The following is a 20,175-nucleotide window of genomic DNA, read 5'->3' as shown; positions in this document are numbered from 1 at the left end:
TCGCGACAGGGCGCCCGTCGACCCGACCCCGGAAGGGCCTCCCATGACCGCTCGACCCACCACCGTCCGCGCCGTGGACCTCGGGGCGACGGCTCTGCAGCAGACGCTGACCTCACTCGTCGGCGAGCGCGAGGCCGTCCTCGTGGTCGACGCCGCCACGGGCGCCGTCCTGCACGCCGACCCGCGCGTCGCCGAGGTGTTCGGCACCACGGTGGACGGCCTGGCCGGTCGCACCCTGTTCGACCTCGCCTCGGCTCCTCGCGACGGCGACGTCCGCGAACTGCTGGGCGACCGCACCCAGCCGCTGGACCTCCTGGTGACCCTGGCCACGGGCGAGCGGTGGGTCCGCTGCTCCTCGCGCCGCATCGAGGGCACGGACGCCACCCTCGTGCTGGCCGCCGACATCAGCGAGATCCGTGCCGAGGTGTACGACCTGCGCAGCAAGTCCCGGGCCATCGAGCGCGCCCAGGCGGTCGTGGAGTTCTGCCCCGACGGCCTCGTGCTGCGCGCCAACGACAACTTCCTCGAGCTGCTCGGGTACACCGCCGACGACGTCGTGGGGCAGCACCACCGCATGTTCTGCGACCCCGGCTACGCCGCGAGCACCGAGTACGTCGCCTTCTGGCGGCGGCTGCGCACGGGCAGCACCGAGGCCGGGGAGTTCACCCGCTACGGCGCGACCGGCCAGGAGGTGCGCATCCGCGCCACCTACAACCCGGTGTTCGGCGCCGACGGCAAGGTCGTCAAGGTCATCAAGTACGCCTACGACGTCACCGGGACGGCCCGCCGCGCCGTCGAGATGGAGGGTCGGGTCTCGGCCATCGACCGGTCGCAGGCCGTCATCGAGTTCGACCTCGAGGGCAACGTCCTGACCGCCAACGAGAACTTCCTCGGCCTGCTGGGGTACACGCTGCCGGAGGTGCAGGGCCAGCACCACCGCATCTTCGTCGACCCGCAGGACGCCGCGTCCAGCGAGTACCAGCGGTTCTGGGAGAAGCTCGGCAAGGGCAGCTTCGACGAGGGCACCTACCGGCGCATCACCAAGGACGGCCGCGACGTCTTCATCCAGGCCACCTACAACCCGATCCTGGACCCCGAGGGCCGGCCGCTGAAGGTCGTCAAGTACGCCGTCGACGTCACCCGCAGCACCGTCGAGAACGCCGAGTACGCCAGCCGCGTCCAGGCCGTCGACCGCGGGCAGGCCGTCATCGAGTTCGACCTCGAGGGCAACATCCTCACGGCGAACGAGAACTTCCTGCGCACCGTGGGGTACTCGCTCAAGGAGCTGCAGGGGCAGCACCACAGCCTGTTCTGCTCCCCCGAGTACCGGATCTCGGCGGAGTACCGCGACTTCTGGTTGCGGCTGCGCAAGGGCGACTTCATCGCCGGCCGGTTCCACCGGGTGGGCAAGTTCGACCGCGACGTGTGGATCCAGGCGACGTACAACCCGATCTTCGACCTGCGCGGCAACCCGTTCAAGGTGATCAAGTACGCCTACGACGTCACCGCGCAGGCGCAGCTGGAGCAGCTCATCACCGCCAAGAGCGGGGAGATGAACGAGACCGTCAGCGAGCTGTCGCACTCGATCGACGAGATCGCCTCCAACGCCGTGCACGCCTCGGACCTGGCGGCGCAGACGCACACCAACGCGCAGCAGGGTTTCGAGGCGCTCAAGAGCTCGATGGCCGCGATCGAGCTCATCCGCCGGTCGTCGGGGTCGATCGCCGAGATCGTCCGCGTCATCGGTGAGATCGCCGCGCAGACGAACCTGCTGGCCTTCAACGCCTCGATCGAGGCCGCCCGCGCCGGTGAGCACGGCGTCGGGTTCTCCGTGGTGGCCGGTGAGGTCCGCAAGCTGGCCGAGCGGTCCTCCACGGCGGCCGGGCAGATCGCCGAGCTGATCGCCGAGTCCGAGGCACGCGTCGCCGAGGGGGCCGAGGTCTCCCGGTCGGCGCAGGTCGCCTTCGAGAGCATCGTCGGCAGCGTCGCGCAGACGTCGGAGTCGATCTCGACGATCGCCGGCGCCACCCGCCTGCAGCAGGACACCTCCGCCGTCGTGCGCGGCCTCATCGCCGACCTGGCCGCGCGGACCAGCGGGGACTCGTGACCTCGTCGGTCGGTGCGCGCTCGACGAGGGTCGGGCTGCTGCGCGTGGAGGACGCGCTGGTGGCGCTTCCGGTCGACGTGCTGCGCGAGGTCGTCCCGCTGCCGGACCACCTCGACGCCCTGCCCACGACGGCACCGGGCCTGGTGGGGGCGCTGCTGCTGCGGAACTCGGTGCTGCCCGTCCTGGACCTGGGGGCGCTGAGCGGGACCCCGCGGTCCCGCGAGGCCATGGGGGTCGTCGTGCTCGTGCACGAGGGCCGCGCGCTGGGGCTGCTGGTCGACGGCGTCCACGACGTCGTCGACCTCGACGACGCCGCGCTGCAGCCGGTCGCGGCCTCCGGCCGGCTGTTCACGGCGGCGTTCGTGCGCCCGGGCACCGGGGAGGTCGGCAGCCTGCTCGACCCGGCCGCCGTGCTGGGGTTCCCCGGGGTGCTGGCCATGGCCGCCGACGACGTGGGCGGCAACGCCTTCGCCGCGGACGCGGACGCGGCGGGTTCGGTGGACGACGCGGCCTACCTCGTCGTGCGCTGCACGGGCGCCGCGGGGTCGTCGGTGCTGCTGGCCGTCGACGTCGCGGACGTGCACACGACGCTGCCCTCGCTGGTCCCGCAGCCGTCGCAGCTGAGCTCGGACCTGTGCCTGGGCGTCACCGACCACGGTGACGTGCGGTTGCCCGTCGTCGATCCGCTGACCTGGCTCGGGCTGGCGCCGGTGGACGCCGCGCGGTCGTGGCAGGCGCTGCTGGTGCGCTCCGAACGGGGTCTGCTGGCGCTGGTCTTCGACGAGGCGCTCGACATCGTCCGGGCCCCGGCGAAGGCCCACTCGGCGCCGCCGCCGGCGACGGGCCGGGCGCGTGCCGCGGTGCGCGCGGTCGTGCGGCTGCCGCACGGTCCGGCGTTCGTCCTCGACGTCGCGGCGTTGCTGGCCGACCCGGAGCTGAGCGCGCTCACCGCGCTGAACACCTCGGCCGGCGCGAGGGGCGAGCGGGGTTCTGGGGCCGGTGCGGGAACCACCCACGCCCCGGTCGTGCTGTTCCGTGCCCGGGGCACCCTGACGTCCCCGCTGGAACAGGTGGACGGCGTCGTGCCGTTCCCCGCCGATCCGGTGCCGTGGGTCGGCGGCACCTCGGCGCTGGGGGCGCTCGTCACCGAGCACGACGTGGTCCCGCTGGTCGACCTGGCCGAGCAGCTGGGCCGGGGCCGGCTGGCGGATCCGCGGGCCGGTGTCGTCCTGCTGGTCCGGGCGCCGGCCCGGACGCCCGACGACGCGCCCCGGCGGGTGGGTCTGGTCGTCGAGGGCCTGGTGGGCATCGAACGTCCGGTGTGGCGCGAGGACCTGGACGAGGCCGCCGCCGAGGAACGCTCGCCGCTGGTGCGGGTGGGCCCGGCCGACGGCTCACCGGCGTCGTTGCTGCCGTGCGTCGACCTGTTCGAGGTCGCCGCCGGGGTCGTCGGTCCCGGCCTCCGTTCCGGCCGGGCGCCTGCCCGGCGGTCCGCGGACCCCGCGTCCACGGGTACGTCGCGCCCGTGACGTGGCCGGGGCGCCCGAGCCCAGCCCCGGCTCCTCCGCGCAACCTCACGAGGCTGCCCGAATCGGTTCAGCACCGACAGTTCCGGCGCGAACTCCGGCGGGCGGTACCCGTTGACGCAGGAGGTGTCGACGATCCACCACCGCGGACCGGCGTCGGGCGCGGCTCGTCCTGCCGGCGGTCCTCGTGGAACTCCGCGACGGAGGCGTTGCCGGTGCGGTCGCGGGGTCGTCGACGTGTCAGGCTCGCGCGGAAACCCGACACAGAGGGGTACGCGCCCCTCTCCGGAGGGTCACGTTTGTGGCACGCTGTCACACGTGAGTGAGCAGTCAGCGGATACTCCTGCCCCCCGTCGCGGCCGTCCCCCGGCCTCCTCCCGCGAGGAGATCGAATCGGTCGCTCTCGAGTTGTTCCTGCGCAAGGGCTTCGAGGAGACCACCCTGGCGGAGATCACCGCAGGCGCAGGTGTCAGCAAGACCAGCTTCTTCCGGTACTTCCCCTCCAAGGGCTCCATCATCTGGTGGCGCTTCGACGAGTACACCGCGGGTTTCGCCTCCCTCCTGGAGGAGTCGGTCGAGGCCGAGGGCAAGACGCTCGACCTCGTGCGCGCCGCGGTCGTCGGTGCGGTGGAACGGGTCATCGACGACCAGGGGTTGTGGATGCAACGTTTCAGGGTTCTGGACGCCTCGCACGAACTCCGTTCGGGCGAATCCGAGCAGTGGGCCAGGTGGGCCGAGAACGTCGCCTCGTTCGTGGCCCGCCGGCACGGTCTGGACCCCAGGGCCATCGCGCCCCAGGCCATCGCCGGTGCCGTGCACGCCGCCTACGTGGCGGTGCTGCGCAGCTGGCTGACCGTGGAGAAGCCGGACGAAGCCCTGTTGCCCGACCTCGACCGCGAACTGCAGCCGATGAGCCGGGTCCTGCAGGCGTGGCTGGACGAACCGGCCACCTGAGCCGCGTCCCACGACGCGGCCCGCACGGCGGCGAGGGACGTGGTGCGTCCCTCGCCGGCCGACCGCGGCGGCACCGCCGCGTGGGGCACCGTCGCGCGCGACGCGACCGCTAGGTCCGCTCCAGCAGCGTCGCGACCTCGACGTGCGGTGTCTGCGGGAACATGTCGAGCACCCGGGCGCGCACCGGCCGCAGCGACGGCATGGCCGCCAGGTCCCTGGCCAGCGTGACGGGGTTGCAGCTGGAGTACACCACGTGCCGAACTCCGGACTCCTCCAGCCAGCCGGCCAGTTCGGGCCCGGTCCCGCGCCGCGGCGGGTTCACGACGACCAGCTCCGGAACCTCGTCGGACTCCAGCGCGAAGCGGGTGGCGTCCCCGGCGGCGAACTCGACCCCGGGCAGGTCACCGGCCGCCGAGCGGGCGCTCTCGACCGCCTCGGCGCTGACCTCGATGCCGACGACGCGGCGCCCGGGCGCGGCGCAGTGCAGGGCGAAACCACCGACGCCGCAGTACAGGTCCCACACGCTGGCCGGGTCGATCTCGTCGACCCAGCGCGCGACCTGGGCGTACAACTCCCCGGCGACGGCCGAGTTCGTCTGGAAGAAGCTCTGCGGACGCAGGTCCAGGCTGACGCCACCCAGCGGCATGGTCAGCGTCGTCCGCTCGGTGAGCGGAACCTCGACGTCCCCCTCGACGACGGCCTTGTGCTCGGGCAGCAGGTTCGCGGTGACGACGACGATGCGCGGCGCCGTCGCGAGCAGCCCGGGCAGGTGCTCGCGCAGCGCCGGGATGCTGCGCTCGGAGCGCAGCACGAAGCGCACCATGAGTTCGCCGGAGGGCGACTCGGTCACCAGGACGTACTTCAGTTCCCCCCGACGGCGCGGGACGTCGTACGGGACGAGCCCGGCGCGGGCGGTGAACCGGGCCAGCAGCGGCAGGACGTCGGTGATGCCGGGCGAGCACACGCCGCACTCGCGCAGGTCCACCCCGCGACCGGCGGCGTCGAGGATCCCGAAGGTGGGGTGGCGCACGGTGCCGCCGACGACCATCTTCGCCTTGTTCCGGTACCCCGACTCCGGGCTGCGGACGCTGGGCAGCCACTGCAGCCCGGGGTGGTCGCCGAGGAGCTCGGCGCAGCGCTCCTCCTTGTCGCGCACCTGGTCGGCGTAGGGGACCTGGATGAGCGTGCACGAGCGGCACTGGTGGGCGTCGTAGTAGGAGCACTGCATGGCCCCTCCAGTGTCTCAGAGGTCCCGGGTCCCGCAGGCCCGGTCGTGGCGCCGCCCCTCAGAGGTCGCGCGCCAGGCAGATCGACAGCTCCTCCCCCGCGTAGGGCCCGAAGTTCTCGATCACCTCGTACCCCTCGCGCCGATAGAACCGCAGCGCCTCCGGTTGCAGCGTCCCGGTCTCCAGCAGCATCCGCGTGACCCCGAGGCCGCGAGCCTCCTCCTCCAGCGCCCGCAGGACCAGGGTGGCGACCCCGCTGCCGCGGAAGGCCGGCTCGACGTACATGCGCTTGACCTCCGCCGTCCCCGCCCCCAGCGGGCGCAGCCCCCCGCAGGCCACCGCGCTGCCGCCGGGGTCCCGGGCGAGGAGGAACACGGGGACGTCGACGGCGGTCGGTGCGGTCCCGGGTTCGTGGTCGTCGTTGCCGTACCGGGCGTCGAGCTCGGCGCGCTGGGCCGCGCGCAGGCGGACGCCGTCCTGGGCCTCCCACGCCGCGCGGGACACGGTGAATCGTTTCGTCACATCCGTTACCGTAACAGTCACTACGGAAAGGGGACGAGGTGCCCAGACGACGGGACGTCGACGGTCAGCGCGAACGGCTGTCCGCCGCGGTGTGGGACGTGCTGGCCCGCGACGGGTTGAGCGGACTGACGCTGCGCGCGGTGGCCGAACGCGCCGGCTGCACCACGGGGCTGGTCCTGCACACGTTCGCCGACAAGCGCGCCCTGCTGCGGCACGCGCGCGAACTGCTGCACAGCCGCACCCGCGAGCGGGCCGACGCCGCCGGGCAGGCCGCGGCGGATCCCCTCGACGCCGTGCGCGCCGTCGCCCTGCAGGCCCTGCCGCTGTCGGAGGAGAAGCGGGAGGAGGCCCGGGTCTGGACCGGGTTCCTCGCCGCGGCCGCCTCCGACGAGGAACTGCGGGACCTGCACGTGCAGCACAACCGCGCCTTCGTGCAGCGGGTCGAGACGCTCATCGGCCAGGGCCGGCCCGACCTGTCCCGCGCCGAGCGCACCCACCACGCCGTGAGCCTGGTCGCCCTGGTCGAGGGGCTCAACACGCTGGCGGCCGCCGACCCGGTGACCTACTCCCCGCACCGGCAGCGCCTGGCCCTGGACCGCGCACTGGCCGGCCTGGTGGGCGAGCGCGCGTGAACCAGCGCGGACGGTAGCGTCCAGACGACACCACGGTTCGGACGAGAGGCCTCACGTGAGCGCTCCCACACGGCTGTCCCGACGGCTGGGCACCTTCGACGCCACCGTCATCGGGGTGGGATCGATGCTCGGCGCGGGAGTGTTCTCGGCGTTCGCTCCCGCCGCGGCCGCCGCCGGGTCCGGTCTGCTGGCCGGCCTGCTCGTCGCGGCCGTCGTCGCCTTCTGCAACGCGACGGCCTCGGCGCAGCTGGCCGCGGCCCGTCCCGAGGCCGGGGGCGCCTACGTCCACGGCCGCGAACGGCTGGGGCCGTGGTGGGGTTTCGTGGCCGGCTGGGGTTTCGTCGTCGGCAAGACGGCCAGCTGCGCGGCGATGGCGCTGACCGTCGCGGCGTACACGGTGCCCGCCGCCTGGCAGCGTCCGGTGGCGCTGGCCGTGGTGGTCCTGCTGGTGGCGGTGAACTACCGGGGCGTCACGCGCACGGCAGGTCTCACGCGGGTGCTGCTGGCGGTCGTGCTGCCCGTCCTGGCGCTGGTGGTGGCCGCGGGGTTCTCGACGGGGCCCGTCGCCACGACCGGTTCGCCCGTGGAGGTGAGCGGGGTGCTGTCCAGCGCGGGACTGCTGTTCTTCGCCTTCGCCGGGTACGCGCGGATCGCCACCCTGGGCGAGGAGGTCCGCGACCCGGCCCGGACGATCCCGCGCGCCGTCGTCCTGGCGCTGGCGGTGACGGTCGTCGTCTACGCCGCGGTCGGGTGGGCCGTGCTGCACGCCCTCGGCGCCCCGGCCACGGCCGCCTCGCACGCACCGCTGTCCGACGTGGTGCAGGCTGCGGGCTGGCCGCTCTCGCCGCTGGTGGTGATCGGCGCGACCGCAGCCGCGACCGGCGCCCTGCTGGCCCTGGTCGCCGGGGTCGGCCGCACGGTGCTGGCGATGGCCCGCACGGGTGACCTGCCCCGCGGCCTGGACGCCGTGCACCCCCGGTTCGCGGTGCCGCACCGGGCCGAGGTCCTGGTCGGTGTCGTCGTCGGGTTGCTGGTGCTGACGACCGACCTGCGCGACGCGATCGGGTTCTCCTCGTTCTGCGTGCTCGTCTACTACTTCGTGGCGAACCTGTCCGCGCTGCGCCAGCCGGTCGCCGAACGACGGTACCCGCGGGCGCTGCAGGTGCTCGGTCTGCTCGGCTGCGCGACGCTGGCGCTGACCCTGCCGGCCGGGGTGGTCGTGCAGGGCCTGATCGTCCTGGGCGTCGGGGTGGTGTTCCGGCGCCTGCTCACGCGGCGCGGACGCGCAGCCGGCTGAGCAGTTCCGGCAGCACCTGCTGCAGCGGGGCGTCGAGGCGAACCTGCGCCTTGGCGTCGCCGCGGGTGGGCCCGGCCGTGACGATGGCAACCGGTTTCCCGTGCTTCGCGGCGTGCAGGACGAACCGGTAGCCCGACATGACCGCCAGGGAGGAGCCGAGCACCAGCAGGCTCCGGCCGGCGTCGAGGAGTTCGAAGGACCGCGCGACCCGGTCCTTCGGCACGGTCTCGCCGAAGAACACGACGTCGGCCTTCAGCGCGTCCTGCCCGCAGCGCCGGCAGGGCACGGTGCGGAAACCCTCCAGCTGGGCGTCGGTCAGGTCGGCGTCGCCGTCGGGGTTGAGGGCGTGCAGTTCCTCGACGCGGGCGTGGAAGTCGGGGTTGGCCTCGGTCAGCCGGACGGCGAGTTCGGCCCGGTCGGTGAGTTCCCCGCAGTTCAGGCAGACCACCCGGTCGAGGTTGCCGTGCAGTTCGACGACCTCGCGGGTACCGGCCGCCAGGTCCAGGCCGTCGACGTTCTGGGTGATCGTCCCGGTCACCAGGCCGGCCTGCTCGAGGGCGGCGACGGCGCGGTGAGCCTCGTTGGGCCGGGCCCGCCGGAAGTGCTCCCAGCCGACGTGGCTGCGACCCCAGTACCGGCGCCGGTTCTCCGCCGACCCGGTGAACTCCTGGTAGGTCATCGGGGTGTGCCGCTGCAGGGAGCCGTTCGGCCCGCGGTAGTCGGGGATGCCCGAACCGGTGGACATCCCGGCCCCCTCGAGGACGACGACCCCGCCGCCGGAGATCAGGTCGGTCAGGTCGCCCAGCGGGTCGGTCACGCCACCACTGTGCCGGTCGGCGTCCGGCCGCGCAGTCCGAGGGCCGCCAGCGCCGCCGCGCCGGCGACCAGCGCCACCACGACCGCCACGACGACCCCCCAGCCGCCGTCGCCGAACGCGAACCCGCCCAGCCAGCCGACGACGCTGGAACCGGCGTAGTAGGCGAAGGTGTACAGCGCCGAGGCCTGCGCGCGGATCCGCGGGGCCGCGCTCGCCCCCACCCAGCCGCTGGCCACGGCGTGCGCGGCGAAGAACCCGGCCGTCAGCAGCACCAGGCCGCCCACCACGACCAGCACCGAGGAGGAGAGCGTCAGCAGGCACCCGAGGGCGAACACGGCGGCCGACCCGAGCAGGACCCGCAGCCGGCCGTGCACGGCCAGCCGGCCCGCCAGCGACGAACTCGCCGTCCCGGCCAGGTACACCACGAACAGCAGGCCGACGACGGTCTGCGACAGCGAGAACGGCGCGGCCAGCAACCGGAACCCGAGGTAGTTGTAGATCGTGACGAACGCGCCCATGAGCAGCAGGGCCTGGGCGTAGAGCACCAGCAGACGCGGCTGCGACAGCGCTTCGCGGACGCGGGCGAGCAGCCCGGGACCGGAGCCGCTCGCCCGGTGGCGGACGAAACCCCGGGCGCGCGGGACGACGGCGCAGAAGAGGACGGTCGCGACCAGCCCGACGACGGCGACGGCCGCCACCCCCCAGCGCCAGCCGAGGACGTCGGCGACCGTCGAGGACACGATCCGGCCGGTCAGCCCGCCCACGGAGTTGCCCGAGACGTAGGCGCCGGCGGCCAGCGCGACGTGCCGGGCGTGGACCTCCTCGGCCAGGAAGGCCATCGCGACCGCCGGCAGCCCGCCCAGGGCCGCGCCCTGCAGGGCCCGCAGCACCAGCAGCGGCCCGAGCGATCCGGCCAGGGGGACGGCGAACCCCAGGGCGGTGGCCAGGACCACCGAGACCACCATCGCCGGGACCCGGCCGAGCCGGTCGGCCACCGCGCTCCAGCCGACGACCGAGACCGCGAGCGCCCCGGTGGCCACCGACACCCCGAGGGCGGCGTCGGAGGCGTCCAGGTGCAGGCCGGCGGCCAGGCCCGGCAGGACGGCCTGCACGGAGTAGAGCTGGGCGAAGGTGGCGACGCCGGCGGCGAAGAGGGCGACCGCGGTGCGCCGGTACCCGGCGCTGCCGCGTTCGTGCCCCAGCCAGGGCGTGGTCGCCGTCTGCTCCTGGGTGCTCACCCGATCGACGGTAGGAATCCCGGACCGATGCGTCCAATGCATCAGGCGGGCCGAACTCATGCACACTTCACGGGTGGACGATCCGATCCGGGTGCTCGCCGGGCCGCTGCAGGTGCTCGCGGCGGTCGGCGAGCACCAGCACGTCACCCGCGCCGCCGAGGCCCTCGGCCTGCAGCAGCCGACCGTGAGCCGGGCGCTGGCCCGCGTCCAGCAGGCCGTCGGGGTGCCCGTGCTCGTCCCCGACGGCCGCGGGGTGCGGCTGACGGCCGCGGGTCGCGCGCTGTGCGAGACGGCCACCCGGTCGCTGGCCGAGCTGGAGCGGGGGATCCGCGCGGTGCGCGAGGACGACGCGGTCGACACCGGCCGGGTCGCGCTGGGTTTCCTGCACACCCTGGGCGAGGTCGCCGTCCCGGCGCTGGTCCGCGCCTTCCGCCAGGACCACCCGGGCGTGCGCTTCCAGCTGCACCAGGGCGCGGCCGGGGCGGTGCTGGAGCAGCTGACGAGGGGCGAGGTGGACCTCCTGCTCACCTCCCCGGTCCCGCGGCGGCCGGGTCTGGCCCACGCCGAACTGGTCGAGCAGCCCCTGGTGGTGGCGCTGCCCGGCGACCACCCGCTGGCCGGGGACGGGCCGCTGGACCTGGGCGCCGTGGCCGGTGAGGAGTTCGTGCTGTTCGAACCCGGCTACGGGTTGCGGGAGACCGCCGACGCGCTGTTCGCGGGCGCCGGGATCGTGCCGCGGGTCGCCTTCGAGGGGCAGGACGCGCACACCATCCGGGGCCTGGTGGCCGCCGGGCTGGGGGTGGCGCTGGTCCCGGTGGCGCGGCCGGGAACGTCGGAGGGGTTCGCGGGACTGGTGGAACGTCCACTGGCCGGGCCGGTCTCGGCGCGCACCCTGGGACTGGTGTGGCGCGACGAACCGCTGCCCCGCGTCACCGCCGCCTTCCGCGACCTCGTCCTGGCCAGCCCGCACCTGCTGCTGCCCTGAGCCGGTGTCCTCCCGGGCTACCGGCCACCGGAGACGTCCAGCGTCGTCCCCGTGACGTAGCTGGCGGCGTCGGACAGCAACCACACGACGGCCTCGGCGACCTCGCTCGCCTCGCCGCCACGCCCGAGGGGAACCTGCTTCTGCAGGCGCTCGACCCGCCCGGGTTCCCCGGAGCTGGCGTGGATGTCGGTGCGGATCAGTCCCGGCCGGACCCCGGCGACGCGGATGCCGTCGGCGGCGACCTCCTGGGCCAGCCCCACGGTCAGGGCGTCGACGGCGGCCTTGGAGGCCGCGTAGTCGACGTACTCCCCCGCGCTGCCGAGCACCGCGGCCCGCGAGGACACGTTGACGATGGTCCCGCCGCCGCTGCCGGTCATCCGCTTCACGGCCTCGCGCGCGCAGAGGAACGCCCCCACGACGTTGACGTCCAGGAGGCGGCGGATCCGCGCGACCTCCAGGTCCACGACCTTCGACTGCGCAGCGGTGACGCCGGCGTTGTTGACCAGCCCGGTGATCGGCCCCAGACGCTCCGCCGCGCTGAACAGGCGCCTGACGTCCGCTTCCACGGAGACGTCGGCCTGCACGGCGATCGTCTCGGTGCCCAGGTCGGCCGCCGTCGCGGCGACGACGTCGGCGGCCTCCCGGTGGGTGTTGTAGCTGAAGCAGGTGCGCACACCGCGGGCCGCGAGCGCGTGGACCACCGCCGCCCCGATGCCTCGGCTACCACCAGTGACCACCACGGTTCCGTCCACGGACGCACCGTAGTGCGCGGCCGGCGGCGGGGTTCGAGCGCGCTGTCACCGCGTGCGCGGTCATCGGGCGCGAGGTCACCGCGCGCCCACTGCGCGCCCGCCGGGGTTCGAGCGCGCCGTCACCGCGTGCGCGGTCATCGGGCGCGAGGTCACCGCGCGCCCACTGCGCGCCCGCCGGGGTTCGAGCGCGATGTCACCGCGTGCGCGGTCATCGAGCGCGAGGTCACCGCGCGCCGACACGGGCCGGCGCGCCCCTGAGCGACCGGGTCGCGCCGCCGGCGAGGACCACCGGCCCACCCGAGCCCTCAGCCGAACACCTCGTGGGTCCACAGGTGCAGCAGCGCGTACCCGCGCCACGGGCGCCACGCCTGCGCCCGGGCGGCCGCCTCCCGCGCGGTGACGCCACCCAGCGCGCGGCGCAGGACGAGGTCGGAGGGCAGGAAGGCGTCGGAGTCGCCGAACACCCGCAACGCCACGTAGTCCGCGGTCCACGGGCCGATGCCGGGCAGCGCCAGGAGTTCGGCGTGGGCCTTCCCGGCCAGTCCGGGATCCGTCGCGGCGCCGTCGAGGTCGAGCCCGTCGGCCAGGGCCGCGGCCAGCGCGTGCACCGTGCGGGCCCGCGCCCCGGTCACCCCCGTCACGGCCCGGATCGCGTCGGGGCCGGCCGCGGCCAGGACCTGCGGTCCGGGGAAGGCGACCAGGGCGTCCAGCGGTGTTCCGTACGCCGCGACGAGACGTCCGCCGAAGGTGCGGGCCGCGGCGAGCGAGACCTGCTGGCCCAGGACGGTCAGGACCGCCGTCTCGGCCCCGCGCACCGCGCGCGGCACCCGCAACCCGGGCCGCCGCGCGACCAGCGGGGCCAGCAGCGGGTCGGCCGCCAGGTGCGCCTCGGCGCTGACGTGGTCGCCGTCGAGGTCGAGCCAGCGGCGGACCACCGCGGCGACCTCCTCCAGGCCGCCGGCCGGCGCGCGCACGACGACCTGCTCGCAGCGCTCGCCCGTCCCGACGTCGACGGAGGCCTCGACGGCCCCGGCGGCGGTCCAGAACACCCGCTGGTGGACGCCGTCGAGGTGGACCTCCGCGCCGGGCAGGGCGTGCGCGAGCAGGAAGCGGCGCAACGGGTCCGCGGGCAGCCCGCCTCCCGGGACGGCGACGAGGACGGAGGGCTGCCTCACGCCTGCTCCGGCACGTAGACGGGCGGGTCGGCGGGGGCCAGGTCGGGGTCGTCGTCGCGGAAGGTGCGGATCCGGCCGACCGGGGTGTGCGGCCCCTCGAAGCGGACCGTGACGCGGCCCGCGCCCGATCCCTGCACCCAGCCCGGGCCGAACTCGGTGTGCGCGACGTCCTGCCCCGGCCGCCACCCGAGCGCGGCCGGCGGCCCGTACGGCTGCGGCGACTGCGTTTCGACGACCTCCTCGTCCTCCACCACGGGTTCGTCGGGTTCGAGTTCGGCCAGCAGGTCGGCCTGGCTGTACTCGCTCAGCCCCGAGACCCCCACCCCGAGCAACCGGACGCCGTCGGCGACGTCGATCGTGTCGAGCAGTTCGGCGGCGTGCTGGGCGATCTCCCGCGCGGTGCTCGTCGCGTGCGGCACCGTGCGGGACCGGTTGAGCGTGCTGAAGTCGTAGCGGCGCACCTTGATCGTCACCGTCCGCCCGGACAGGCCCGCGCCGGTGAGCCGGGTGGCGACCCGGTCGGCCATGCGGCGCAACCGCTCCGCCAGGTCGCGCCGGTCGGTGAGGTCGACCGCGAACGTCTCCTCGGCCGAGACCGACTTGGCCTCCCGCTCGGGCACCACCGGCCGCGGGTCGATCCCGCGGGCGAAGGCCAGCAGCGCGCTGCCGTGGGCACGGCCCAGCATCCGGACCAGTTCACCCTCGTCGGCGGCGGCGAGGTCGCCGATGGTCCTCAGCCCGCTGCGCACGAGCCGGTCACCCGTCACGGCGCCGACGCCGGGGATCTTGCGCACGCTCATCGGCGCCAGCAGCGCCTCCTGCTCGGAGGGCGGGACGACGACGAGCGCGTCGGGTTTGCGCAGGTCCGAGGCGATCTTGGCGACGAGCTTGCTGGCGGCGATCCCCACCGACACCGTCAGGCCCGTCCGGGTCCGGACGTCGGCGCGGAACCTCGTCGCGATCTCGGTGACCGCCTCGACGTCGAGCCCGTCGTGGACGGCGCCGAGGTCGACGAAGGCCTCGTCCATCGACAGCGGTTCGACCAGCGGGGACAACTCGTGCGCGAGGTCCATGACCTGGTGCGAGACGACCCGGTAGGCCTCGAAGCGGCCGCCCAGGTAGGCCGCGTTGGGGCACAACCGGCGGGCGCGCGCGGTCGGCATGGCCGAGCCGACGCCGAACACCCGCGCCTCGTAGCTCGCCGTGGACACGACCCCGCGGCCGCCGGTGCCGCCGACGACGACGGGCTTGCCCCGCAGGGAGGGCTTGTCGCGCTGCTCGACGGCGGCGAAGAAGGCGTCGAGGTCGAGGTGCATGACACCGGGGCGCGTGGGGTCGGGGCGTCCCGACCGGACCACCGCGGGTGTCTGCTCACTCACCCCCCGAGTGTCCCCCGGACCTCCGACAGTACGCTCCGACGGTGCTGGACCTGACGACGACGCAGTTGATCCCCCTGTACCTGGCGGCCCTCGTCATCGGGTTCTCCAAGACCTCCATCGGCGGCGCCGGCACCATCGCCGTGGCGATCTTCGCGGCCGTGCTGCCGGCCAAGGAGTCGACCGGGATCATCCTGCCGCTGCTCATCCTCGGCGACCTGTTCGCGATCTCGATCTACCGCCGGCACGCCGACTGGGGGTTGCTGGTGCGGTTGTTCCCCAGCGTCGCGGTCGGCGTCGTCGCCGGCGCGGGGTTCGTGCGGGTCGTCGACGACACCGTCATGCGCCGCTCCATCGGGGTCCTGCTGATCCTGCTCGTCGCCATCCACCTGTGGCGGCAGCACCGGTTGCGCAAGCAGGAGACCGTGGTGCCGATGTCGTCGGCGAAGCGCCAGGTGACGGCCCTCGGTTTCGGCCTGCTCGCCGGGTTCACCACGATGGTCGCCAACGCCGGCGGCGCGCCGATGTCGATCTACCTGTTCACCATGGGGCTGGGTGTCATGGCGTTCCTGGGCACCGGGGCGTGGTTCTTCTTCATCGTCAACGTGTTCAAGGTTCCGTTCAGCATCGCCCTGGGGTTGATCAGCCTCGACTCGCTGTGGCTGGACCTGCGGCTGGCCCCGGCCGTCGTGGTGGGTGCCCTCATCGGGTGGTGGCTGGCCAGGCGCATGGACCAGAAGAAGTTCGAGGGCTGGGTGCTGGGGACGCAGGTCGTCGCGAGCGTGAACCTGTTGCGCTGATCCCCGCACGGCGGGCAGCGTGTCCGCCGTGGAACTCGCCGCCCGCGAGGTGGGGACCTGGCGTCTGGTCGCCCAGCGCGTCGTCCCCGCGCTCGACGACGCCGCCGCCGTCGTCGAGCACCTGGCCGCCGTCCAGGCCCAGGACCTGCGCGCGGCCGCGACGGCCGTGGCGCTGAGGACCCCCGCCGGGACCACGACCGGGCTGGCCGCCGCCCTCGACGCCGGCCGGGTCGTCCGGTCCTGGCCGATGCGGGGAACCCTGCACCTGCTGCCGGCGGCGGACCTGCCCTGGGTGCTGGGGCTGTGCGCGGGCCGGGTCGCCGCCGCGACCGCGCGGATCCGCCGGCAGCGGGGCACCACCGAGTCCGACCTCGTCGCGGCCCGCGAGATCGCCGAGGAGTTCCTCACCCGGTCCGGACGGGCCACACGTGCCGAACTCCTGGCCGCGTTCCAGGACGGCGGTCAGGCCACCGGGGGCCAGCGCGGGTACGACCTCGTCGTCCACCTGGCCCTCACCGGGGTGCTGTGCCTGGGACCGCTCGCCGGGCGCGAACAGCTCTTCGTCCTGGTCGCGGACTGGATCCGCGAGCGCCGCGCGCCGGCGGACCCGCTGGCCGAGTGGGCCCGCCGCTACCTGCGCGGCCACGGCCCGGCCACGCCCGCCGACTTCGCGACCTGGGCGGGACTGACCCTGGGCGGTGCCCGGCGGGGTTTCGCGGCGGTGCGCGACGAGTTCGAGGCGGTGCTCGTCGACGGGGTCGAGCACCTCCTCGACCCCGGTCTGCCCGACCTGGTGGCCGCGCACCGCCGCGCCGCCCGGGCGCTGCACGTGCTGCCCGGTTTCGACGAGTTCCTGCTGGGCTACGGGGACCGCCGCCACGTCCTGCCGGCCGAGCACGCCGACCGCGTCGCGCCCGGCGGGAACGGCGTGTTCCGCGGGACCGTCGTGGTGGGTGGTCGGGTCGTGGGGACGTGGACGAGGAAGGGTGCGGGCATCACGACGGAAGCGTTCACGGGTTTCTCCACGGCACAGGAGGCGGCGCTGGCGCGGCGCGAGCGCCGGTTGCCGTCGGGGTGGCTGGGGTAGCCCCTGCTCATCCCGGCACCGGACGCGCGCCGGGCCGCCGCCCGTACGTCAGCCACCGCAACGCCACCTCGGCCGGCCCCCGCACTCCCGCCCGGTCCATCGCCACCGCCCCGGCCAGCAGCACCAGCCACGTCGCGACGGCGATCGCGGAGGCCTGCGCGACCCCGACGTCGTCGCCCAGACCGGCGTGCAACCGCGTGAACAGCAGGACGAACACCACCGAGTGCAGCAGGTACGCCGTCAGCGACCGCTGCCCGAGGGCCAGCGGACCGGCGCGGGGCGGCTGCTGCGGGTCGCGCAGCGCCAGGACCACCACGGCGGCCAGCGCCGCGTACCCGGCTCCCCCGGCGTACCCGGTGAGGGCGTGCAGCGCGCCGATCACCGCGACCGCACCCGTGCCCGGTTCCCACCCGCCGACCGTCGCCAGGGCCAGCGGCGACCCACCGACGACCGCGACGAGCAACCCGCCCACCGCGGCCCGGCGCAGCAGCCGGGCGTGGTCCCCGACGTCCTCCAGCAGCCGGTGCCGGGCGGCCAGCGCCCCGATCGCCACGGAGGCGCAGACCCTGACCGTCTGGGCGGCGAAACCCACGAGGGTCCAGTCGATCAGCCGCTGCCACGTCGCCAGCGGGTACGTCGGGGACAGCACGAAGTCCCACACCGTCACGCCACCGGTCACGACGAGCAGTTCGGTCGCGCCGGCCACGAGCACGCCGAGCAACCCACCACCGGCGATCCACCACAGCGGCCGTGGCCCGGTGGCGACCAACGGCACCGCGAAGAGCACGACCAGCAACCCGTAGACCGCGACGACGTCGCCGGCGAACAGCAGGATCCCGTGCAGGGCACCGATCCCGATCAGCACCGCGCCGCGCCGACGCACCAGGCGGACCACCTCGGCGGGTTTCCGGCCCCGTTCCAGCCGGCTGCGGGAGAGCTGGACGATCCCCTACCCGACGAGCATCCCGAACATCGGGAAGGCCCGGCCGTCCACGAGCAGGGTCTGGAGCGCGGCGACGACCCGGTCGGCCTCGCTCATCCGCTGCGCGGTGGGGTACCCGCGCAGGCCCAGCGGGTCCCGGTACAGGTACAGGTGGACGTTGGCCAGGCAGATCAGCAGCAGCAGCGTTCCGCGTGCGAGGTCGGGGGCGGGCGCGCGACGGGACGACGGGGTGGCGCGGTCGAGCCCCGGACCCGCGGGAGGTGCGCTCATGCCGGGACGGTAGGCCGGTCCGGCGGCGGGGGGATCCCCCGCACGGCGGACGGTCGATCCCGGATCCCGGCCCCGGTAGGTTCACCCCGTGATCACCGTGGACGACGAAGACCGCAGCTGGCGCCCGGCCCCCGACCGCTACGTCGACGCCCCGTTCCGCCGCGCGGGACGCAGCGGGTTGCTGCTGCCGCCGGTCTCGCTGGGGTTGTGGCAGAACTTCGGCGCCGACCGCCCCGCCGCGACGGCCAGGGACCTGCTGCGCCGGGCGTTCGACCTCGGCGTCACGCACATCGACCTGGCCAACAACTACGGTCCGCCCTACGGCGAGGCCGAACGCACGTTCGGCGACGTCCTGGCCCGCGACCTGGCCGGTCACCGCGACGAACTCCTCGTCTCCACCAAGGCCGGGTACGACATGTGGCCCGGCCCGTACGGCGACGGCGGGTCCCGCAAGTACCTCATCGCCAGCCTGGACGCGTCGCTGCGCCGGACCGGTCTGGAGTACGTCGACGTGTTCTACCACCACCGACGCGACCCGGACACGCCGCTGGAGGAGACCGCCGGGGCGCTCGTGCGGGCCGTGACGTCGGGCAAGGCCCTGTACGTCGGGGTGTCGAACTACGACCCGGAGTCCGTCCGGCGGATCGCGCAGCTGCTCGGCGAACAGGACGTCGCGCTCACCCTCGTCCAGCCTGCGTACTCCCTGTTCGACCGCCGTCCCGAGGCGGGGGTGATCGAGGCCGCGGCCGAGGTGGGTGCGGGTGTGGCGGTGTTCTCACCGCTGGCCCAGGGCCGGCTCACCGACCGCTACCTCGACGGGGTGCCGGAGGGTTCCCGGGCCACCCGCAGCCGGTTCCTGCACCGCGAGGACATCACCGAGGACGTCGTGCGCCGGGCGCGCGGGCTGCACGGGATCGCGACGGCGCACGGCTGCACGCTGGCGCAACTGGCGGTGGCGTGGGTGCTGCGCGACGAGCGCGTCACCACCGCGCTGGCCGGTGCCAGCAGCGTGGCGCAGCTCGAGGCGAACGTCGCCGCGGCCCGGGTTCCCGCACTGACCGACTCCGAGCTGACAGCGGTCGAGGAGTTCGCCGCCGCCTCCGGCGCAACCCTGTGACCGGCGGGGACCTGTTCACCGAGATCGCCGACGAACGGCGCGCGCTGGCCGGTCAACTCGCCGGCTGACCCGGGAACAGCAGGCGACGCGGAGCCTGTGCTCGGCGTGGACCGTGCACGACGTCGTCGCGCACCTCGTCGCCCCGCTCGAGGTGAGCCTGCCGAGGTTCGCCCTGGCCGTCCTGGTGGCGGGCGGGAACTTCGACCGGGCGAACGATCGGGTGACCCGCCGGCTGGCGCGGCGCCCGTTCGCCGAACTCGTCGACGTGCTGCACCGCGGGGCCGACGCCCGGTTCACGCCGCCGGGTTCGGGACCGGAGGCACCGCTCGTCGACGTCCTCGTCCACGGGCTCGACGTGCGCCGGCCGCTGGGACTGCGCCGCGAGGTGCCGCACCACCGGGCGCGGACGGCGCTGACGTTCCTCGTGGGCGCACCTGCGGGCTTCGTGCCGAAGGGCGCACTGGACGGTTTGCGGTTCGTGGCGGACGACCTCGACTGGTCCCACGGCACGGGCCCGACGGTGAGCGGCGACGCCGACGCGCTGCTGCTGGCCTGCACCGGCCGCACCGCGGCCCTGGAGTTCCTGCGCGGCGACGGGGCGCCGGTCCTGCGAGAGCGGATCGCCTCGGCCTGAGACCCGGCGCCCACCCGGACGGGGTCGGTCCCGGGGCTCTAGGGTTCGCGCGTGGACGACGGTGCGCAGCGTTGCGCGGTCCTGTACCCGGCGATCGCCGAGGCGGCGCACCGGACGGGTGCGACCACGGTGGGACTGGTCGACGTCGGGCCCCCGGGCGGCCCGAACCTGCAGGTCGACCGCGTGGGCATCACCTACAGCGACGGCCGTGTCCTGGGTGATCCGGCGGCCGCCGTGCAGGTGTCGGCGCGGCTCGTGGGACGGGTTCCCGTTCCGGCGCGCGAGGTGCCGGAGGTGGTCGCTCGCGTCGAGGTCACCGGAACGCTGACCGACGCGCTCGCCCAGGTTCCCGCGGGCGCCCTGCCGGTCGTCACGACCACCTGGACCCTGGCGCGGTTCACGCGCGAGGACCGCCTGCGGTTCCTGCAGCTCCTCGACGCCGCGGCCACGCACCGCACGGTGGCGTGGGTGTCCGTGGAGGGCGTCGGCGTGGCTCCCGCGGTCCCGACGTTCGGCGACCGCCACGCCTCCGGCCACAGCACCACCGGCCTGGCGCTGTTCCGGCACGGGACCCTGCACGCCGAGGCGCTGGGCCGGTGCTGGTCCCGGGGCCGGGCGCTGTCCTGGCTGGCGAGCGCCTCCGAGGGCCGTGCTTGATCACCGAAGTGCTTGATCACGGCAGGTCCCTCCCACCCGTCCCGCCGTGATCAAGCACTT

The 20,175-nt window shown here is 74.6% G+C and carries 20 protein-coding genes; 11 read left to right on the top strand and 9 right to left on the bottom strand.

Features of this window, described 5'->3' with window-relative positions; all coding sequences use genetic code 11:
- Positions 1–43: 43 nt before the first annotated feature.
- From ACRYR2_RS15440 to ACRYR2_RS15430, 3 genes are all read left to right on the top strand, one after another.
- A complete protein-coding gene (locus ACRYR2_RS15440; protein WP_432563771.1) occupies positions 44–2,107 on the top strand; it encodes a PAS domain S-box protein in 2,064 nt (687 codons plus the stop codon).
- Entirely contained in the window at positions 2,104–3,636 is a 1,533-nt protein-coding gene (locus ACRYR2_RS15435) for a chemotaxis protein CheW (protein WP_432563770.1), read from the top strand. Before ACRYR2_RS15440 ends, ACRYR2_RS15435 begins: the two co-directional genes overlap by 4 nt.
- A gap of 315 nt (positions 3,637–3,951) precedes the next feature.
- Positions 3,952–4,587, top strand: a complete 636-nt coding sequence (locus ACRYR2_RS15430; RefSeq protein ID WP_432563769.1) for an acyl-CoA-like ligand-binding transcription factor — start codon at positions 3,952–3,954, stop codon at positions 4,585–4,587.
- Positions 4,588–4,696: 109 nt separating this feature from the next.
- Here the strand turns inward: ACRYR2_RS15430 and rlmC are convergent, their stop codons facing one another.
- Both rlmC and ACRYR2_RS15420 read right to left on the bottom strand, forming a co-directional pair.
- Complete coding sequence (gene rlmC, locus ACRYR2_RS15425) at positions 4,697–5,815, bottom strand: 23S rRNA (uracil(747)-C(5))-methyltransferase RlmC (protein WP_432563768.1); 1,119 nt, start codon at positions 5,813–5,815, stop codon at positions 4,697–4,699.
- Positions 5,816–5,873: 58 nt separating this feature from the next.
- Positions 5,874–6,335, bottom strand: a complete 462-nt coding sequence (locus ACRYR2_RS15420; protein WP_432563767.1) for a GNAT family N-acetyltransferase — start codon at positions 6,333–6,335, stop codon at positions 5,874–5,876.
- A gap of 38 nt (positions 6,336–6,373) precedes the next feature.
- Between ACRYR2_RS15420 and ACRYR2_RS15415 the strand changes: the two genes are divergently transcribed.
- Both ACRYR2_RS15415 and ACRYR2_RS15410 read left to right on the top strand, forming a co-directional pair.
- Entirely contained in the window at positions 6,374–6,967 is a 594-nt protein-coding gene (locus ACRYR2_RS15415) for a TetR/AcrR family transcriptional regulator (protein ID WP_432563766.1), read from the top strand.
- A 55-nt stretch (positions 6,968–7,022) separates the two neighbouring features.
- Positions 7,023–8,264 carry an APC family permease gene (locus ACRYR2_RS15410; RefSeq protein ID WP_432563765.1) on the top strand — a complete coding sequence of 414 codons (1,242 nt, stop codon included), beginning with the start codon at positions 7,023–7,025 and terminating at the stop codon, positions 8,262–8,264.
- Here the strand turns inward: ACRYR2_RS15410 and ACRYR2_RS15405 are convergent.
- Together ACRYR2_RS15405 and ACRYR2_RS15400 are read right to left on the bottom strand one after the other, a co-directional pair.
- Positions 8,236–9,081, bottom strand: a complete 846-nt coding sequence (locus ACRYR2_RS15405; protein WP_432563764.1) for an NAD-dependent protein deacetylase — start codon at positions 9,079–9,081, stop codon at positions 8,236–8,238. The two genes, ACRYR2_RS15410 and ACRYR2_RS15405, sit on opposite strands and share 29 nt — an antisense overlap.
- Positions 9,078–10,319: an MFS transporter gene (locus ACRYR2_RS15400; protein ID WP_432563763.1), complete on the bottom strand. Its 1,242-nt coding sequence runs from the start codon at positions 10,317–10,319 to the stop codon at positions 9,078–9,080. The genes ACRYR2_RS15405 and ACRYR2_RS15400 overlap by 4 nt, the downstream gene beginning before the upstream one ends.
- A gap of 73 nt (positions 10,320–10,392) precedes the next feature.
- Between ACRYR2_RS15400 and ACRYR2_RS15395 the strand changes: the two genes are divergently transcribed.
- The gene (locus ACRYR2_RS15395; protein WP_432563762.1) at positions 10,393–11,304 is read left to right on the top strand and encodes a LysR family transcriptional regulator; all 912 of its coding nucleotides are present in this window, start codon (positions 10,393–10,395) and stop codon (positions 11,302–11,304) included.
- Positions 11,305–11,321: 17 nt separating this feature from the next.
- On the opposite strand, the gene ACRYR2_RS15390 is transcribed toward ACRYR2_RS15395, so the two are convergent.
- The 3 genes from ACRYR2_RS15390 to ACRYR2_RS15380 form a co-directional block, all read right to left on the bottom strand.
- Complete coding sequence (locus ACRYR2_RS15390; RefSeq protein ID WP_432563761.1) at positions 11,322–12,056, bottom strand: SDR family oxidoreductase; 735 nt, start codon at positions 12,054–12,056, stop codon at positions 11,322–11,324.
- 305 nt (positions 12,057–12,361) lie between these two features.
- The gene (locus tag ACRYR2_RS15385) at positions 12,362–13,231 is read right to left on the bottom strand and encodes an AlkA N-terminal domain-containing protein (protein ID WP_432563760.1); all 870 of its coding nucleotides are present in this window, start codon (positions 13,229–13,231) and stop codon (positions 12,362–12,364) included.
- A complete protein-coding gene (locus ACRYR2_RS15380; RefSeq protein ID WP_432563837.1) occupies positions 13,228–14,547 on the bottom strand; it encodes a DNA polymerase IV in 1,320 nt (439 codons plus the stop codon). Before ACRYR2_RS15380 ends, ACRYR2_RS15385 begins: the two co-directional genes overlap by 4 nt.
- A 104-nt stretch (positions 14,548–14,651) precedes the next feature.
- Here ACRYR2_RS15380 and ACRYR2_RS15375 point away from each other — a divergent pair, with 104 nt between their 5' ends.
- Positions 14,652–15,407, top strand: a complete 756-nt coding sequence (locus ACRYR2_RS15375; protein WP_432563759.1) for a sulfite exporter TauE/SafE family protein — start codon at positions 14,652–14,654, stop codon at positions 15,405–15,407.
- Between the two features lie 28 nt (positions 15,408–15,435).
- A complete protein-coding gene (locus ACRYR2_RS15370) occupies positions 15,436–16,494 on the top strand; it encodes a winged helix DNA-binding domain-containing protein (protein ID WP_432563758.1) in 1,059 nt (352 codons plus the stop codon).
- A 7-nt stretch (positions 16,495–16,501) separates the two neighbouring features.
- On the opposite strand, the gene ACRYR2_RS15365 is transcribed toward ACRYR2_RS15370, so the two are convergent.
- Positions 16,502–17,389 carry a DUF418 domain-containing protein gene (locus ACRYR2_RS15365; protein WP_432563757.1) on the bottom strand — a complete coding sequence of 296 codons (888 nt, stop codon included), beginning with the start codon at positions 17,387–17,389 and terminating at the stop codon, positions 16,502–16,504.
- A 54-nt stretch (positions 17,390–17,443) separates the two neighbouring features.
- On the bottom strand, positions 17,444–17,707 hold the full coding sequence (locus tag ACRYR2_RS15360; protein ID WP_432563756.1) for a hypothetical protein: 264 nt from the start codon (positions 17,705–17,707) through the stop codon (positions 17,444–17,446).
- Between the two features lie 88 nt (positions 17,708–17,795).
- Between ACRYR2_RS15360 and ACRYR2_RS15355 the strand changes: the two genes are divergently transcribed.
- From ACRYR2_RS15355 to ACRYR2_RS15345, 3 genes are all read left to right on the top strand, one after another.
- Positions 17,796–18,824, top strand: coding sequence for an aldo/keto reductase (locus ACRYR2_RS15355; RefSeq protein WP_432563755.1), 1,029 nt, complete (start codon positions 17,796–17,798; stop codon positions 18,822–18,824).
- A 64-nt stretch (positions 18,825–18,888) separates the two neighbouring features.
- Complete coding sequence (locus tag ACRYR2_RS15350; protein WP_432563836.1) at positions 18,889–19,458, top strand: maleylpyruvate isomerase family mycothiol-dependent enzyme; 570 nt, start codon at positions 18,889–18,891, stop codon at positions 19,456–19,458.
- 51 nt (positions 19,459–19,509) lie between these two features.
- Positions 19,510–20,115 (top strand): DUF2332 family protein, encoded by a 606-nt coding sequence (locus ACRYR2_RS15345; protein ID WP_432563754.1) that lies wholly within the window; start codon positions 19,510–19,512, stop codon positions 20,113–20,115.
- Positions 20,116–20,175 lie beyond the last annotated feature (60 nt).

Origin of the sequence: Kineococcus deserti, from assembly GCF_050871945.1 — a bacterium.
GTDB lineage: Bacteria > Actinomycetota > Actinomycetes > Actinomycetales > Kineococcaceae > Kineococcus.
The sequence above is the reverse complement of the archived record's forward strand: the minus strand, read 5'-3'. Positions and strand labels throughout refer to the sequence as shown.